Consider the following 15,030-nt stretch of genomic DNA (forward strand, 5'->3'; position numbering starts at 1 on the left):
GGCTCAGCGCTTCTTCAGGGTGGCAAGGTAGGCAATCACATCCTTGCGCGCCTGCGGATTGGCAATCCCAGCAAAGACCATCTTGGTACCCGGGACCTTGCCGTTGGGTCGTGCCAGGAAGGTATCGAGCTGTTCCGGGGTCCAGGTAATCCCGGCCTTGGTCAGCGCCTGCGAATAGTTAAAGCCGGGCTTGCTGCCGGCCTTGGCACCGGCAACGCCCCACAGGTTTGGACCGACGGCGTGCGGCCCCTTTTCAGCCACGTTGTGGCAGGCCTTGCACTGCAGGAACTGACGCGAACCCTTCACCGGATCGCCCCCGGGAGCGGACTGGGCGGCCACTGGCACCGAAGCGATCAAGGCAAATGTGGGCAACAGACGCAACAACATCACAAGAAGACCCTTTGGATAGCTTTGCTGCCCATCCTAGGCGCGGGCAGTGCCCGGGGGCAACGCTGCTGCCGAATGATCGACTGGCGAATAACGCCGCTTTGCCATTGCCTTTGCAAGGGCGAGAGGCAGATTGAGGGAGCAAGGAGATTGCCGATGCACCTGTCCCGCCGTTCCTTCGCCCTTGGCCTTGGCGCCGCCGGTATCGCCGTCTCCGCCGGAGCCAAGCCGAAGCCCAAGGTCGCCGCCCCGGCCATGCTCGATACGATCGTGATCGGTGCCGGAATGAGCGGCCTCAACACCGCACTGCTGCTCGAGGCCGAGGGGCAAAAGGTGGCGGTGCTGGAAGGCCGTACCCGCGTCGGCGGGCGGGTGCACACGCTGTTCGATCAGCCCGGCACTCCCGAGATGGGCTTCAACACCATGGGCGAGGGTTATGGCCGTGGGCTCGATGCCGCCCAGCGCGCCGGGTTGGAGCTGATCGAGACCAGTGCCCGTTATCGCAAGGCGCCCCCGCAGGGGCTGTACCTGGGCGGCAAGAGCTTCACCCGCGAGACCTGGGCTGCGTTTGACGGCAATCCCCTGCCTGCGCCGCTGAAGGCCTTGATGCCGTGGGAAGTGGTGCCCCGGCTGATCGCGCAGCACACGCCGCTGACCGACTGGACCCAGTGGTACCTGCCCGAAAGTGCGGCCAACGACATTTCGCTGCACGCCTTCCTGAAGCAGCAGGGCCTGAGCGATGCGGCGATCCGCCTCGTCAACGATACGGCCCCGGCCTATGGCAATTCGGCCTGGGATGTTTCGGCGCTGATGCTGGAATGGAACGATGGCTTCGTGAAGGGCCAGATCGCCGTCGGTACGCGCCAGTACGCCATCAAGGGCGGCAATGCGAAGCTGCCGATTGGCCTGGCGAAGCTGCTCAAGGGCGATCTGATCACCGGCAAGCGCGTGGTCGGGATCGACAGCGGCGATGCCCATGCCACGGTCTATTGCGCCGATGGCTCCACCATGCTGGCCCGCCGCGTGGTCTGCGCCCTGCCGCTGGGGGTGATGCGCCGGATCGCCTACTGGCCCAGCCTGCCCGAACCGCAGGCCCGGGCGATCGCGACCGTGCCCTACCAGCAGCTTGCCAATATCTTCGCCACGGTCAGCCGCCCGTTCTGGGAAGAGGACAAGCTGGGGCCGGGGATGTGGACCAACTCACCGCTCGGCACGATCTTCCCGCAGTACTTCGGCGCCACCGATAGCGAGGTGACCGGGCTGCTGTTCCAGGCGCGCGGCGAACTCGCTCTGGCCTGGGACCGGATGGGCCGCGATGCCGCCATGGCCATGGTGGTGCAGACGCTCGAGCAGTTGCGCCCCGCCGCGAAGGGTACGGTCAATCCGGTGCACTACCACTCATGGGGCGCGGAGGAGTACTCGACCGGGGCCTGGGCGGTGTTCATGCCGGGTCAAATCCGCGACCTCCACGCCACGATGGCGCTGCCGGCCGGCCGGGTCCACTTTGCCGGCGAGCACACGGCAACCGGTGCGCGCGGGCTCGAGGCGGCGCTCGAAAGCTCGGAACGCGTGGCAATTGAGGTTCTGAGCGCCTGAACCTCCCCAACCAAGTTTGGGGAGGCTCTAAAGCCCCAAGTTGCCGGGATTGAGGATGCCCTTGGGGTCCAACTCGGCCTTGAGCGCCTTCAGCGCCGCCCAGTGCGGCGGGTTGTGGTCCTGATCATAGGGATAGACCTTGCCGATCTGGAAGTGGATCCCGCCGAACTGGTGCATCAGGTCTACCACCCGGCCCTTGATCCGCAGCGCTTCGGCCTCGTTGGCCTCGGAGCGGGGATAGGTCGGGAGGCCGGCCAGGTAGTCTGGATCGACGATCCGCTGGTGATAGGCGTTCTGGGCGTCCGGCCAGTAGAATGCGGGTTCATAGACGAAGGCGGTTGAGCCAACGGCCATGAACATGCCGCCCACGACGATCCCGTGGCGCGCCATGCAGTCCTCCTCTTCGGCCAGCAGAGCCTGAAGGGCATGGTGGAACGGCACCACCCGGTCATGCGGCAGCTTGGTGTGGCACGGCAGCCAGCGCTCACCCTTGGGGCCCAGCACGTTGTGGAACGGGGCAAAGGGCATGGCGCGCACCACTTCGGGCACCGAGTTCGGAATCTCGGTCCCGAATTCGCTGCACAGCCGCTTGACCAGCGCGATCCGGCCATTGGCTTCGGCCTGGTCGATCCCCTCGACGATGAAATGCCCGGCATGGCTGGCGGCGGCGATTTCCTTTTCACCGGCGAAGGCCATTTTCGCCAGCTTTGCCGCGCCCTTCAGCACGCCCGATTGCTTGACGATCTTGCCCGCCATCTCGACCTTGGCGGCAGTGTCAGCCTTGCCGAGCTGACCCTGTTGAAGCACCTCGTTGAGGCCGAAGTTCTCTTCGCAGATGTCTTCGATCCCGACCGCGCGGAAGGCGCCGTGGAGCGCCTCGAAACTGGGGAACGAGAAGCTGGCCGTGGCAAATGCGGAGCGCGCCTTGACCAGCGGCAGCGTGATCCGCGCCTTCACGCCCAGCACGCCGCAGTCGCCGGTAAATAGCCCGGTCAGGTCGGGTCCGAAGTGGCGGAAAAAGGGTACGGACTTGTCCGAGAGCGCACTGCCGGTGCGCAGCAGCTCGCCCGTGCCGGTAATGATATCGAACGACAGCGCCGCTTCGCCTGCGCAGCCCTGGCCATGGCTGATCGCGTTCATCGACATACCGCCGCCGACATTGGCGTGGAGGCCCGAATAGGACCCCCAGAACCGGGTCTTGAACCCCCGCGCCAGCACCGCCTCGCGCAGTTCGGCCCAGGTCACCCCGGCCTCAACGGTCACGGTCGCGCGGGTTTCGTCGATCTCGATCTGCTTGAGGCGGCTGCTGTCGATCGTGATCCCTTCGGCGCGGCGCTGGGCATAGGCATCGGTATAGCTCGCTCCGCCGCCGCGGGTGACCAGCGGCGTGCCGCTTTCGTAAGCGGCGCGAACGATGGCCTGGAGCTCTTCGACCGAACCTGGGCGGACGACGGCAGCCGGAAGTTCGCCAGCACGGAACACGTCATGGCCGTAGAACAGCCGGTCAGCCTCGCCGGTCAGGACGTTCTCGGCACCGAGCTGCTGAGTCAGGTTTTGAACGAGGCCCATCAGTTCACCGCGATATCGTCGAGGGCCTTGGAATAGCGCTCGGCGGTGTCCTGCGTCGCCAGTTCGGCCGCTTCCTTGCGGGCAACGTAGAACAGCCGGGCGAGGAAATCCTGCCGTCGCAGTTCGCGCGCCTCAAGGGTGGCCTGGTCGGGCTCATAGGCCTCGATTTCGGCATCGAGCATGATGCCCTTGGCCGCCGCGACCTTCTCGACCGTGTCGAGCCGGTCACGCACCACCGACAATTCGTTGGCGAGGACCAGGATCATCGACATGGCTTCGTCCATGCCGGGGGTTTCGTAGAACTGCGGCCGCTTGCCGCGGGCATTACGTTCGAGCTTGCGCATGGTCATTTCCCTCAAGCGGCCTTTTGGGCGATCAGGACTTCCCAGCCGCCGCCGGGGGCATATTCGCCAGCGGTGAACTCGCGCTCGGCCAGGGCCTCGGCGGCGTCCTCGGTATAGGTCGTGTCGGCCCCGGCGAATTCCATGATCGCCATCGGGGCAGTATCGAAGCGGATTGTCTCAGCCGGGAACCCGGCGTCGCGGGCCATGCCGATCTGGTCCTTGTCGCGCATTGCGCCCCAGAACGGCTCGTTGTTGTAGTAGGTCTCGTTGTCCAGGATGAACTGGGTGAACGGGTCCATCAGGTCGAACGGCGGCAGGTCGGCATGGATCATCAGCCCGCCGGGTTTCAGCAGCCGGTGGCATTCGCGGAAGATCCGCGGCATAGCCTGGCCGCTCGTTTCGTGTAGCAGTATGTGGCTGACCACCAGGTCAAAGCTGCCGGCCTCGAACCCGGTATCCTCGGCGCTGCGCTGCATGAAGCTGACATCATGGCCCAGCGCCTTGGAGCGGGCATGGGCATAGCGAACGCAGGGTCCACCCACATCGATCCCGATCACCTCGGCATCGGGGAACTGCTCCTTGAACGGCACGGTCGAATGGCCAACGGTGCAGCCCATGTCGAGGATCCGCTTGGGCTGGAACCCGGGCATCTTCCGCTTGACGTAGTTGCAGACCGAACGGCCCATGTCGTCGTTGTCGGGGCCCATATAGCCCATGGCATAAAGATAGACGCCGCGGTCATAGATCGCGCCCTGAGCAATGTCCTTGCCGTCGATCTCGCTGGCATAGCCGCCGGGCATGCAGTGAATGTCGAGCGCTGAAACATAGCGCGGGACGGGGAAGGCGGGATCGCTTTCCAGGGGGGCGGGATTGCTGGCGGTTAGGTCCGCAATTGCCTTCTCCAGTTCGGGCAATTGCCGCTCGACCGAGCCGATCACCGCTTCCCACAGTAGCTCCTGCGCGATCCGGTTGGTAGCGGCGTAGTGCTGGAAATAAAGGTCCTTGACCATCGCCTTGCGGATATCCCAGCGATCGGCCGGCGGCTTGCCGTGCTCCTTCTCAAAGGCCTTGGCGGCGCGGGTCTGATAGACCGGGGTCAGACCGGGCAGCAGCCCCTGTTGGACGAATTGCTTGAGGCTCTTGGTGAATTCCTGCCGCGCCCGTTCGTCGTGGTTGGCGCGGGGCAGGGCAGCGTGCTGATGTTGCTGGAAGGTGTTGACCATGTCCATCGGCGTAAATCCTTTGCGGGTCCCATCCCATCCAAACGGCTGGCGCCATCCATGCCACCGGCGCAGCATTCCGCAGGCGAAGATGCCGCTCTATCCGCCTGCCGGTCAAGCGTGGTGGCGGTCCTGCGGTGCGGGGCGGGGCGCGCGGGCCACCAGCAGGGCCACTCCGATCGTCAGCGCCATGATCAGCGCCCCGATCGCGAAGGGCGCGCGGTGGCCGATCTCGGCATAGATCGATCCCGAAACCGCCGGACCAACCACGCGGCCCAGGCTTGATGCGCCTTGCGTCAGACCCATCACCAGCCCGCGATCGCCGTCGCTGGTCTGTTCGGAGGCGAGCGTCTGGAAGGCCGGGTTGAACAGGCCCAGCCCGATCGACATCACCGCCAGTCCGGCCATCAGCGTCAGTCCCGAGCCGGCCAGCGCCAGCATGGCCAGACCCAGGGCGTGAAAGGCGACGCCCACCACCGCCAGCGCGCCGCTGCCAAATCGCCGCGCCAGCGGGCCGGCCGCACCGCCCTGGAGGATCGTGGAAATCAGCCCAACCGCGCCAAAGGCCAGGCCAACATCGCTGGGCCCCCAGCCGAAGCTGTCGTGCGAGAAGAAGGCCAGCGTGGTTTCCATCATTGCCGCCGCGCCGATCACCAGCAGGGTCAGTGCCATCAGCGCCCAGATCACCGGCTTGGCACGCAATACAGCGCCGGCGCTCAGATCGCTGCGGCTGGCATGAGCCTGGGCGCGGCGTTCCGGGGTCAGGCTTTCCGGAAGGAGGAGCCAGGCGGCCAGCGCCGCCAGCGCCGAAACCGCAGCCGAGGCATAGCCGACGGTGATGAAGTCCGACGGATCGGGATGGTTGCCCGCCAGCAAGCCGCCGATCGCCGGGCCGAAGATGAAACCCAGGCCAAAGGCTGCACCGATCATCCCCATTGCCTTGGGGCGCTGTTCCGGACTGGTGATATCGCCGACATAGGCAAAGGCGGCCGCCACGTTCCCGGCCATCAGCCCGCCAAACAGCCGCGCCGCGCCCAGGGTCACGATATCGCGCGAATGGGCCAGGATCAGATAAGAGACGGTGGCCCCAAGCAGGCTGGCAATCAGGACCGGGCGGCGGCCATAGCGGTCCGAAAGCTTGCCCCACAGCGGCGCACCCAGGAACTGGCCGAGCGAATAGGCCCCCATCGCCACGGTGATCTGGCCCGGCGTGGCGTGAACAAGCGTGCCGAAGAACGGGAAGACCGGCAGGACCACCCCGAACCCAGCCAGATTGATGAAGGTGATCAGGAACAACGTGCCGAGTTGCCGCTGCGGGTATGGCGTGCTGCTCATGCCCGGCAGCTTGGCGAAGCGATGCGGCTTTGGCAAATGCTGCGGACGTGTTTCTATCCGCTGGGCGGACATGGCGCGGCTGCGGCAAGGCAGCAGCCGGCGCTGCGGGCATGAGGGGCGGCATGAGCGGGGACATAGCCATCATCGGAGCCGGCCTGGGCGGCCTGACCTGCGCGCTGGCGCTGGTCAGGGCGGGCCTGCGCGTCGCGGTCTATGAACAGGCGCCGCAACTGGGCGAGGTTGGGGCGGGGATCACGCTCAGCCCCAATGCCAGCCGGATCATGATCCACCTGGGGCTGGAGCAGGGGATGCGCCGTCTGGGCGTTGTGCCGCCGCGCCAGCTCACCCAGAACCTCCAGACCGGCAAGGTGCTGGTTGAGCGCGAGCGCGGCGACGGGGTGGAGGCGCAATATGGCGCGCCCTATCTGCACCTGCACCGCGCCGATCTTCACGCGCTGCTGGCCGATGCGCTTGAAGCGGCGCAGCCCGGCGCGGTGCGGCTGGATCATAAGCTGGAAGCAATCGCGAGCGATGCGGAAGGCGTGACCATGACCTTTGCCGGGGGCAAGCGCGCCGCCGCGGCGCTGGCAGTAGGGGCAGATGGGGTCAAGTCGGCCACGCGCGATGCCTTGTTCAAGACTGCCCCGCCGCAGTTCACCGGCCAGGTCGCCTGGCGCGGGGTCCTGCCGCGCGCCGCCCTGCCGCCGGAAGTGCAGGACTTGCCGCCCGGCATCTGGATCGGCGAAAAGCGCCTGTTCATGCGCTATCCGATGCGCGGCTGGGACCTGGTCAACTATGCCGCCTTCGTGAACCTGGAAGGGTGGAGCGAAGAGGGCTGGGCGATCCCCTCGACGATTGCCGAGCTGCGCAGCCACTATGCCGATGCTGAGCCGATGCTGCTGGCGATGATCGACGCGACCCCGCCCGATCAGTTGTTCAAATGGGCGCTCCATGCGCGCGAGCCGCTGGATAGCTGGACCGCCGGTTCGGTCACCCTGCTGGGCGATGCCGCGCACGGCATGCTGCCCTTCATGGGCCAGGGTGCGGCAACCGCTATGGAGGACGGACTGGTCCTGGCGCGCTGCCTGATCGAGTTCCCCAAGGCCGAGGCTTTGCAGCGCTATGAATCCGCGCGGCGCGAGCGGACCACCATGGTCCAGACCCAGTCGCGCCTGCTGGGCCTGCAGTTCCAGGGCAAGGACCCGGAAAGCTTCGGTAAGGGCCCGATCCTCAACGAGGATACGCTCGGACTGTTTGCCTATGATGCAGTGACCTGTCCGATCTGAGCTTTAGATCACCGCGCAGACAGTCTTAGTCTCGAGATAGTTGTCGAGTGCGCCGACGCCCGAATCCCGGCCCCAACCCGATTGCTTCATCCCGCCGATGGGGAGCGAGGCATCATACATCGAGTGCGTGTTGATCCAGACCGTCCCAGCACGCAGTCGCTTGGCGAGGCGGTGGGCGTAGGACAGGCTCTCGGTCCAGATCGAGGCGGCGAGGCCATATTCACTGTCGTTCCCGGCACGGACCACTTCATCCAGATCGCTGTAGCGCTGGGCGACCACGACGGGGCCGAAGATTTCCTCGCGCACCACGGCCATGTCGGGTGTCACATCGGTCAGCACGGTCGGGGTGATGAAACTGGCGTTCGGTCCAGCGGTTTCGCCCCCGGCGATCACGCTGGCCCCGGCCTTGCGCCCATCGGCGATGTATTGAGCAACCTTCGCGGCGTGGTGCTGGCTTACCAGCGGGCCCATCTGGGTCCCCTGGTCAAGACCGTGGCCCAGCACCATGCCCTGGGCGACCGCAGCGATGCCTGCGACGACCTGGTCGAACACCGAATCATGGACATAGAGCCGCGAGCCAGCAACGCAGACCTGGCCGCCGTTGAAATAGATCGCATTGGCCGCGCCGGGGATCGCCATGGCCAGGTCGGCATCGGGCAGGATCACCACGGGCGACTTGCCGCCCAGTTCCAGCGTCAGCCGCTTGAAGTTGCCCTTGGCGGCATCGATGATCGCGCGGCCAGTGGCGGTGGAGCCGGTGAAGGCGATCTTGTCGACGCCCGGATGGGCCGCCAGCGCCGCACCGCAATCGCGGCCGAAGCCAGTGACCAAGTTGACCGTCCCGGCGGGCAGGCCGGCTTCGATCATCAGTTCGAGCAGGCGGATCGCGGTCAAACTGGTGTCTTCGGCCGGCTTGAGCACCACAGTGCAGCCGGCGGCCAGCGCCGGGGCCAGCTTCATCGCGGTCAGCACCAGCGGCGAGTTCCACGGCACGATCGCGGCGACCACGCCGACCGGCTCCTTGACCGTATAGGCGAAGACCTCCTTGCCCGGGGGCTGGTAGTTGACCGAGGTCGGGATCGACTTGCCCTCGATCTGGTTGGCGAGGCCGCCAAAGAAGCGGAACTGGTTGATCGCGCCGGGAATCTCGGCCCAGCGGCCAACATAGAGCGGCTTGCCCTGGTCGAGCGTTTCCAGCTCGGCCAGCTCATCGATATGGGCTTCGAGCTTGTCGGCGATAGCCCAGAGCAGCTTTGCTCGGTCCATTGGCGTCATGGCGGGCCAGGCACCGGTTTCCAGCGCGTTCCGGGCCGCCGCGACGGCGCGGTCCACCGTGGCGGCGTCCCCGCGCGCCACAGCGGCAAGAACCTTGCCGGTTGCCGGATCGAGCGTGTCGAACGTCTCGCCCGCAGCCTGCCAGCTGCCACCGATCAGGTGGCCATGCGGGGCGCGGGAGAGGAATTCCGAAGCGGCGGCGGAATGGGCGGGGGCGGTCAGCGCGGACAGGTCGGTCATGGTGCGCTGATATGCGCGATCGCCTCAGTTTCGGAAATGACTTCTGCGTACTTTGCTTGCAGGTCGAACAAGTTCGCCTCGTGCGGGCCGGGATGCCGGTCGCCGCAGGCCTCGCGCACTACGAAGGGCAGGAAGCCGTGCTGGCAGGCATCGAGCGCTGTCGCGCGGACACAACCAGAGGTGGAAAGGCCGGTAATCAGTAGGGTATCGACACCCATCGCGGTCAGCGTCGCGGCCAGGGTCGTTCCGAAGAACGACGAAGCGTATTGTTTGGTGATCACCAGTTCACCGTCCTGCGGCTGGAGGCTGGCGGGGAAGGCGCCCATCGGTGAGCCGCGCTCGAACAGCTTGAGCGCGGGAACCTTGCGGTAGAACACGCCGCCATCGGCCCCGCCGGGCGAATACTCGACATTGGTGAACAGCACCGGAATGCCGGCCTTGCGGGCTGCCGCTAGCAGGCGTTCGTTGCTCGCCAGCGCATCCTCAACCCCGGCATAGAGCGGGGAGGCCGGATCGAGATAGGCGACGACAAAATCGACGATCAGCAGGGCCGGCTTCTTGCCGAACGGCAGATGGCCGTCGAAGGCGCCCTTGTAGTTCTCTCCGAGGTCGCCTTCCTCCTTGGCCATCAGATCACCCCTGCCGCCTTCAGCCCATCCAGCTCCGCAGCACTCAGGCCCAGCACGCCGCCATAGATCTCGGCATTGTGCTGGCCTACCTTGGACGGGGCCGGCCGCCGCACGCCGCTGGGCGTGGCGGAAAGCTTGGGGAAGGCGTTCTGCATCTTTAGCGGGCCGAACCGTTCGGTCTCCACCTCGATGATCGCCTCGCGGGCCTGGAAGTGCGGATCGACCAGCATGTCGGGCGCGCGATAGACCCGGCCGGCGGGAATCGAATGCTCGATCATCAACGCATCGACCTCGTCGATCGTCAGCGTCCGGGTCCAGGCGTTGATCAGGTCATCAAGCTCGGTCTGGCGCTCACCGCGCGCGATGTGCGTGGAATAGCGTGGATCGTCGCCCAGTTCAGGGCGGCCCATCGCCTTGGCCAGCCGCTTGAAGATCTGGTCGTTGTTCGCGCCGATCATGTAGACGCCGTCGCTGCACTGGTAGACGTTTGAGGGAGCGATCCCCGGCAGGATCGAGCCCGAACGCTCGCGGATGAAGCCGTTGTGGACGTATTCCGGCACCAGCCCTTCCATCACCTGCAACACGGCTTCGTACAGCGCGGTGTCGACGACCTGGCCCTGGCCGGTCTTCTCGCGGTGGTGCAGCGCCGCCAGCACGCCCATCGCGCCGTAGGTGGCGCAAAGCGTATCGCCGATCGAAACACCCATGCGGGCCGGCGGCCGGTCTGGATCGCCAACGATATAGCGCCAGCCGCCCATTGCCTCACCAATCCCGCCGAAGCCGGCGCGATCGGAATAGGGGCCGGTCTGGCCATAGCCTGACATGCGGGCGATGATCAGGCCGGGGTTGTCGGCATGGAGTACATCCGGCCCCAGGCCCCACTTTTCCAGCGTGCCGGGCTTGAAGTTCTCAACCAGCACGTCGGCCGTGGCGATCAGCTTGCGGACCAACGCCTGGCCCTCGGGCACGCGCAGGTTGCAGGAGACCGACTGCTTGTTTCGGGCCAGGACTTCCCAGACGACCTTTTCATCGCCCATGCCCCAGACGCGGAACGGATCGCCCGCACCCGGCGGTTCGACCTTGATCACGTCGGCGCCCATGTCGCCCAGCAATTGCCCGCAGAACGGACCAGCCAGCAGCTGACCCAGTTCGACGACGCGCAGTCCCTTTAGTGCACCCGTATTTTCGGCCATGGCTTACTCGGCGGCTTCGAGGTGCGGCCAAACCGGCTGGATCGGCGCCGGAAGCCCCGTTTCCGCCTGGCAATTGGCGCGCAGCACTTCGATCCCTGGGCCATAATCGAACAGCGGCAGATCGCTGCGCTTGGCCCGCATTTCGGCGCGCAGCGCTTCGGTTGCCGCAGTATCGACAATGCCCTTGGCATCGGCGACCACCCCATAGGCCTTGGCGCCTTCCGGCGTGACCAGGCCCTGGACAATCTCCAGTCCGACCAGCGCCGGATCACGCTCCAGCGGGTCACCCCAGCCGCCGCCGCCCCAGGTGATGAAGTGCAGCTGGTCGCCCACTTCGACCTCGACGTCTTCGACCTTGTTGCCAACGATCACGCTGGTGCCATCGGCCTTTTCAAGGATCTTGCGCGCGCGCTTGCCTGGCTCACCGCCGTTGACGCCCCAAGGCGGAACGAACCAGCGGTCATCATGGATCGAGATCGTGCCGGGGCTGAGGAAGCGGTAGGTCATGTGGATGCCGTTGCCGCCGCGGTGCAGGCCGGCGCCGCCCGAGTCCGGCTCGGTCTCGTAGCGTTCGATCAGCATCGGGAAGTAGCGTTCCAGGAACTCGTTCGGCACGTTGGTGAAGCCCGGCCAGAGCGAGTGGCCATCCGGCCCGTCGCCCAGCGGACGGCCCGGGATGCCGCCAAAGCCGATCTGGAACAGCTGGAACCATTCGCCGCCCTTGCCGGGCCGCGTATCGTTGCCCGAATAGAACAGGTGGGGGCTGGAGCTGAAGCCGGCGGCATTGAGGAATTCCGGTGTCTTCTGGCCCAGCAGGCCGCCCAGGATATCGAAGATCCGGCCCAGCGCGTGGGTGCGGCCCGAAAGCGCGGCGGGGAACTTCGGCTTGAGCAGGCTGCCTTCGGGGATCCGCACATCGATCAGGTCGTAGAACCCGTCGTTGAACAGGATCTGCGGGTCGAAGACCATGATCATGTAGATGCCGAAGAACATCTTGAACATGTTCTCGTTGAGGAAGAAGTTGATCGAGGCGGCCGATTGCGGGTCGGTGCCCGCGAAATCGAGCACGACCTTGCCGTCCTCGCGCCACATGGTGCAGCGGATCTTGTAGGGGCCATAGCCCACGCCATCGTCGCAGATGTAGTCCTCGAAGCTGACCGGCTCCTCGGCGATCGCCATGCCGATCAGGGCCTGCATCGCGCGGTGGTTGCGGGCCAGGAGCTCCTGCGTGGCCGAGACATAGACGTCATCGCCAAACCGCTCGGCCATTTCGATCACGCGGCGCGAGGCGACGCGGCACGAGGCGATCAGGGCGTTGAGGTCAGCCTGGCACCAGTCCGGCTTGCGGGTCTGGTGCATGACCAGCTTCATCAGATCGTCGTTGTATTCGCCCTTCTTCCAGATCTTTACCGGCGGGATGCGCACGCCTTCCTCGAAGATCGAGCGGGCGTTTATCGGCATCGAGCCGACCACCTTGCCGCCGATGTCGCTCTGGTGGCCGAACATCGCGGTATAGGCGAGCAGGCGCCCGTCCTTGAAAACGGGGAGCAGCACCAGCCAGTCGTTCGAGTGGCTGATCGCGCCGCCGCAGGAATAGGGATCGGACAGGAAGATCATGTCGCCGTCTTCCAGCGTGCCCTCATAGCTCTTGAGGAAGCCGCCGATGAAGCTGCCGAACTGGCCGACGATCATTTTGCCGGTGTGATCGGCGATCAGCGGGAAGGCATCGCCCTGTTCGCGGATGCCGGGTGACATGGCGGTGCGCACCAGGGTGGCGTCCATCTCGATCCGGGCGTTGCGCAGCGCGTTCTCGATGATGTCGAGCGTGACCGGATCGATCGGGATCGACTTGAAGGGGGTCGGGTTGGTTTCGACGATGGTTGCGGGCATGGCTCGTCTCCCCTCAGGCCAGGTTGATCAGGATGTTGCCGACAGCGTCGACCTTGGCGATGCAGCCGCTTTCGATCAGCGTGGTGGAGTCCATTTCCACCACGATCGCCGGGCCGGGGATAACATCCCCCTGCCGCAGTTTTGACCGGTCGTAGATCACGGCGGCCTGTTCGCGGCCGTCCATCCACAGCGTGTGGTCGCGCATCTTGGCGGCAATCGGGTTGCCATCGCCCTTGGGCAGTTCGGCCGCCGGCAGGTCCAGCGCCTTGCCCAGCGCAACGGCGCGCAGGTTCACGATCTCGTGCGGGGTATCCATGTTGAAGGTGAAGAGCCGGTGATGCTCTTCATCGAAGCGCTTGAGGATCCCGGCGACGCCATCGGCGCGCAGCACATCGGGGGTGATCGTCAGCGGCACTTCGAAGGCCTGGCCGGCATAGCGCACGTCGACTTCGAACTCGCTGGTGATGTCGGCTTCGGGGACACCATCGGAGAGCAGCTCGGCGCGGGTCTGGGCGGCCATTTCCTCCAGGATCGCGATCAGCTCATCAGCCTGGGTGGTGGTGGCGAGGCGCGAGAACGAACGCGCGGTTTCCGTCCGCATCCGCGTCGTCGCATCGCCCAGCGCGCAAAGCACGCCCGGCGAAACCGGCGAGACAGCCGGCCAGGAGCCCATCAGGCGGGCCACGGCATTGACGTGGAGCGGGCCTGCCCCGCCAAAGCCCATCAGCGCGAAGTGGCGCGGGTCATAGCCCTGCTGAACCGAGATCATGCGGAGCGCGCCGAACATGTTCTCGTTGACGATGTCGATGATCCCGCGCGCGGCGGCCATCAGATCGATCCCCAGCGCATCGGCGATGGTCTGGACGGCCTTCTTGGCGCCTTCGCGGTCAAGCTTGAAGGCACCGCCCAGCAGATTCTCCGGGAGGTAGCCCAGTACCACATTGGCGTCGGTCACGGTCGGCAGTTCGCCGCCCTTGCCGTAAGCCACCGGGCCGGGAACTGCGCCGGCCGATTGCGGGCCGACGCGCAGCGCCTTGGTCAGGTCCGGCACATAGGCGATCGAGCCGCCGCCGGCGCCGACCGTCTTCACGTCCAGCGCCGAGGCACGGACCGAAAGGTGGCCGACTTCGGTGGTGCGCTGGCGGCGCGGCTCGAGGTTTTCAATCAGTGCCACGTCGGTGCTGGTGCCGCCGACATCGAGCGTCAGGATATTGCGGATCCCGGCATTTTTGCCGACCCACAGCGCCCCGGTCACCCCGCCGGCCGGGCCGGACATCAGGATATTGACCGGATGTTCTTCCGCCTTCTGGGCGCTCATCAGGCCGCCGTCCGAGCGCAGCAGCGAGAGCTTGCCGGCCATCCCGGCATCGGCCAGTCGGGTGCGGAGGTTGGCCACGTATTTGCCCACAACCGGGCGGACGGCGGCGTTGGCGACGGTGGTCAGGGTGCGCTCATACTCCTGCATTTCGGGCAGCACTTCGTGGCTGAGCGAGACTGGCACGCCAGGGAGGATCTCTGCCGCCAGCTTGCCGACCACGGCTTCGTGCGCGCCGCTGACATAGGCGTTGACCAGGCTAACCGTGATCGCCTCGACCCCCTGGGCCTTCAGCACGCCCAACTGGGTGCGCACGTCATTCTCGTCGAGCGGACGGACTTCGTTGCCCGCCGCGTCGATCCGGCCCTTGATCGTGACCGTGTCTTCCAGCCGGGCGAGGGGAGTGGGCTTGGGCCAGATGATCCAGGCCGCCAGACCGCCCGGCACATAGGAACGGGCGATCTGCATGATGTGGCGATAGCCCTCGGTCGTCACCAGGCCGACCCGCGCGCCCTTGCCTTCCAGCACGGCATTGGTCGCCACGGTCGTGCCGTGCAGGAAATACTCGATCGCGTCGGCCGAAATCCCGGCCTCGGCGCAGATCGCCGTCACGCCGTTCAGGATCCCTTCGGAGCTGTCATGCGGGGTCGACGGCGTCTTGTGCCGCCAGAAGGCCCCCGTATCGACATTGAACAAGAGGAGGTCGGTAAACGTCCCGCCGACATCCACACCCAGGCGATAACCCATGCGA

Annotated in this window: 12 protein-coding genes; 2 read left to right on the top strand and 10 right to left on the bottom strand. The window is 66.0% G+C overall.

The features are described 5' to 3' along the window. Positions 1-3: 3 nt before the first annotated feature. Positions 4-387, bottom strand: coding sequence for a c-type cytochrome (locus FRF71_RS10980; protein WP_147090691.1), 384 nt, complete (start codon positions 385-387; stop codon positions 4-6). A 156-nt stretch (positions 388-543) separates the two neighbouring features. On the opposite strand from FRF71_RS10980, the gene FRF71_RS10985 reads away from it, so the two are divergent. Next, complete coding sequence (locus FRF71_RS10985; protein WP_147090692.1) at positions 544-1,983, top strand: flavin monoamine oxidase family protein; 1,440 nt, start codon at positions 544-546, stop codon at positions 1,981-1,983. 27 nt (positions 1,984-2,010) lie between these two features. Here FRF71_RS10985 and FRF71_RS10990 read toward each other — a convergent pair whose 3' ends face one another. The 4 genes from FRF71_RS10990 to FRF71_RS11005 all read right to left on the bottom strand — a co-directional run bounded on the left by FRF71_RS10990 (position 2,011) and on the right by FRF71_RS11005 (position 6,523). After that, entirely contained in the window at positions 2,011-3,552 is a 1,542-nt protein-coding gene (locus tag FRF71_RS10990; RefSeq protein ID WP_147091633.1) for an FAD-binding oxidoreductase, read from the bottom strand. Then, a complete protein-coding gene (locus FRF71_RS10995; RefSeq protein ID WP_238339197.1) occupies positions 3,552-3,896 on the bottom strand; it encodes a hypothetical protein in 345 nt (114 codons plus the stop codon). The genes FRF71_RS10990 and FRF71_RS10995 overlap by 1 nt, the downstream gene beginning before the upstream one ends. Positions 3,897-3,907: 11 nt before the next feature. Then, positions 3,908-5,125 carry a class I SAM-dependent methyltransferase gene (locus FRF71_RS11000; RefSeq protein ID WP_238339199.1) on the bottom strand — a complete coding sequence of 406 codons (1,218 nt, stop codon included), beginning with the start codon at positions 5,123-5,125 and terminating at the stop codon, positions 3,908-3,910. Positions 5,126-5,230: 105 nt separating this feature from the next. Beyond that, positions 5,231-6,523 carry an MFS transporter gene (locus FRF71_RS11005; RefSeq protein WP_147090694.1) on the bottom strand — a complete coding sequence of 431 codons (1,293 nt, stop codon included), beginning with the start codon at positions 6,521-6,523 and terminating at the stop codon, positions 5,231-5,233. A gap of 50 nt (positions 6,524-6,573) precedes the next feature. On the opposite strand from FRF71_RS11005, the gene FRF71_RS11010 reads away from it, so the two are divergent. Beyond that, positions 6,574-7,737, top strand: coding sequence for an FAD-dependent monooxygenase (locus FRF71_RS11010; protein ID WP_161597956.1), 1,164 nt, complete (start codon positions 6,574-6,576; stop codon positions 7,735-7,737). Between the two features lie 3 nt (positions 7,738-7,740). Here FRF71_RS11010 and FRF71_RS11015 read toward each other — a convergent pair whose 3' ends face one another. From FRF71_RS11015 to FRF71_RS11035, 5 genes are read right to left on the bottom strand one after another with little or no spacing between them, the layout of a single operon-like run. Next, complete coding sequence (locus FRF71_RS11015; protein ID WP_147090696.1) at positions 7,741-9,252, bottom strand: aldehyde dehydrogenase family protein; 1,512 nt, start codon at positions 9,250-9,252, stop codon at positions 7,741-7,743. Beyond that, positions 9,249-9,881, bottom strand: a complete 633-nt coding sequence (locus FRF71_RS11020; RefSeq protein ID WP_147090697.1) for an N-carbamoylsarcosine amidohydrolase — start codon at positions 9,879-9,881, stop codon at positions 9,249-9,251. The genes FRF71_RS11015 and FRF71_RS11020 overlap by 4 nt, the downstream gene beginning before the upstream one ends. Continuing rightward, positions 9,881-11,074 carry a CaiB/BaiF CoA transferase family protein gene (locus tag FRF71_RS11025; protein ID WP_147090698.1) on the bottom strand — a complete coding sequence of 398 codons (1,194 nt, stop codon included), beginning with the start codon at positions 11,072-11,074 and terminating at the stop codon, positions 9,881-9,883. The genes FRF71_RS11020 and FRF71_RS11025 overlap by 1 nt, the downstream gene beginning before the upstream one ends. A gap of 3 nt (positions 11,075-11,077) precedes the next feature. After that, complete coding sequence (locus tag FRF71_RS11030) at positions 11,078-12,964, bottom strand: hydantoinase B/oxoprolinase family protein (protein WP_147090699.1); 1,887 nt, start codon at positions 12,962-12,964, stop codon at positions 11,078-11,080. A gap of 13 nt (positions 12,965-12,977) precedes the next feature. Further along, on the bottom strand, positions 12,978-15,026 hold the full coding sequence (locus tag FRF71_RS11035; protein WP_147090700.1) for a hydantoinase/oxoprolinase family protein: 2,049 nt from the start codon (positions 15,024-15,026) through the stop codon (positions 12,978-12,980). Positions 15,027-15,030 lie beyond the last annotated feature (4 nt).

The organism is Novosphingobium ginsenosidimutans, assembly GCF_007954425.1.
In the GTDB taxonomy this organism is placed as follows: Bacteria; Pseudomonadota; Alphaproteobacteria; order Sphingomonadales; family Sphingomonadaceae; genus Novosphingobium; species Novosphingobium ginsenosidimutans.

Coding starts and splice junctions, on each gene's coding strand:
- FRF71_RS11005 (WP_147090694.1), bottom strand. CDS start 6,523: ATGTCCGCCCAGCGGATAGAAACACGTCCGCAGCATTTGCCAAAGCCG.
- FRF71_RS10980 (WP_147090691.1), bottom strand. CDS start 387: ATGTTGTTGCGTCTGTTGCCCACATTTGCCTTGATCGCTTCGGTGCCA.
- FRF71_RS11000 (WP_238339199.1), bottom strand. CDS start 5,125: ATGGACATGGTCAACACCTTCCAGCAACATCAGCACGCTGCCCTGCCC.
- FRF71_RS10990 (WP_147091633.1), bottom strand. CDS start 3,552: ATGGGCCTCGTTCAAAACCTGACTCAGCAGCTCGGTGCCGAGAACGTC.
- FRF71_RS11010 (WP_161597956.1), top strand. CDS start 6,574: ATGAGCGGGGACATAGCCATCATCGGAGCCGGCCTGGGCGGCCTGACC.
- FRF71_RS11030 (WP_147090699.1), bottom strand. CDS start 12,964: ATGCCCGCAACCATCGTCGAAACCAACCCGACCCCCTTCAAGTCGATC.
- FRF71_RS11020 (WP_147090697.1), bottom strand. CDS start 9,881: ATGGCCAAGGAGGAAGGCGACCTCGGAGAGAACTACAAGGGCGCCTTC.
- FRF71_RS11015 (WP_147090696.1), bottom strand. CDS start 9,252: ATGACCGACCTGTCCGCGCTGACCGCCCCCGCCCATTCCGCCGCCGCT.
- FRF71_RS10985 (WP_147090692.1), top strand. CDS start 544: ATGCACCTGTCCCGCCGTTCCTTCGCCCTTGGCCTTGGCGCCGCCGGT.
- FRF71_RS11025 (WP_147090698.1), bottom strand. CDS start 11,074: ATGGCCGAAAATACGGGTGCACTAAAGGGACTGCGCGTCGTCGAACTG.
- FRF71_RS11035 (WP_147090700.1), bottom strand. CDS start 15,026: ATGGGTTATCGCCTGGGTGTGGATGTCGGCGGGACGTTTACCGACCTC.
- FRF71_RS10995 (WP_238339197.1), bottom strand. CDS start 3,896: ATGCGCAAGCTCGAACGTAATGCCCGCGGCAAGCGGCCGCAGTTCTAC.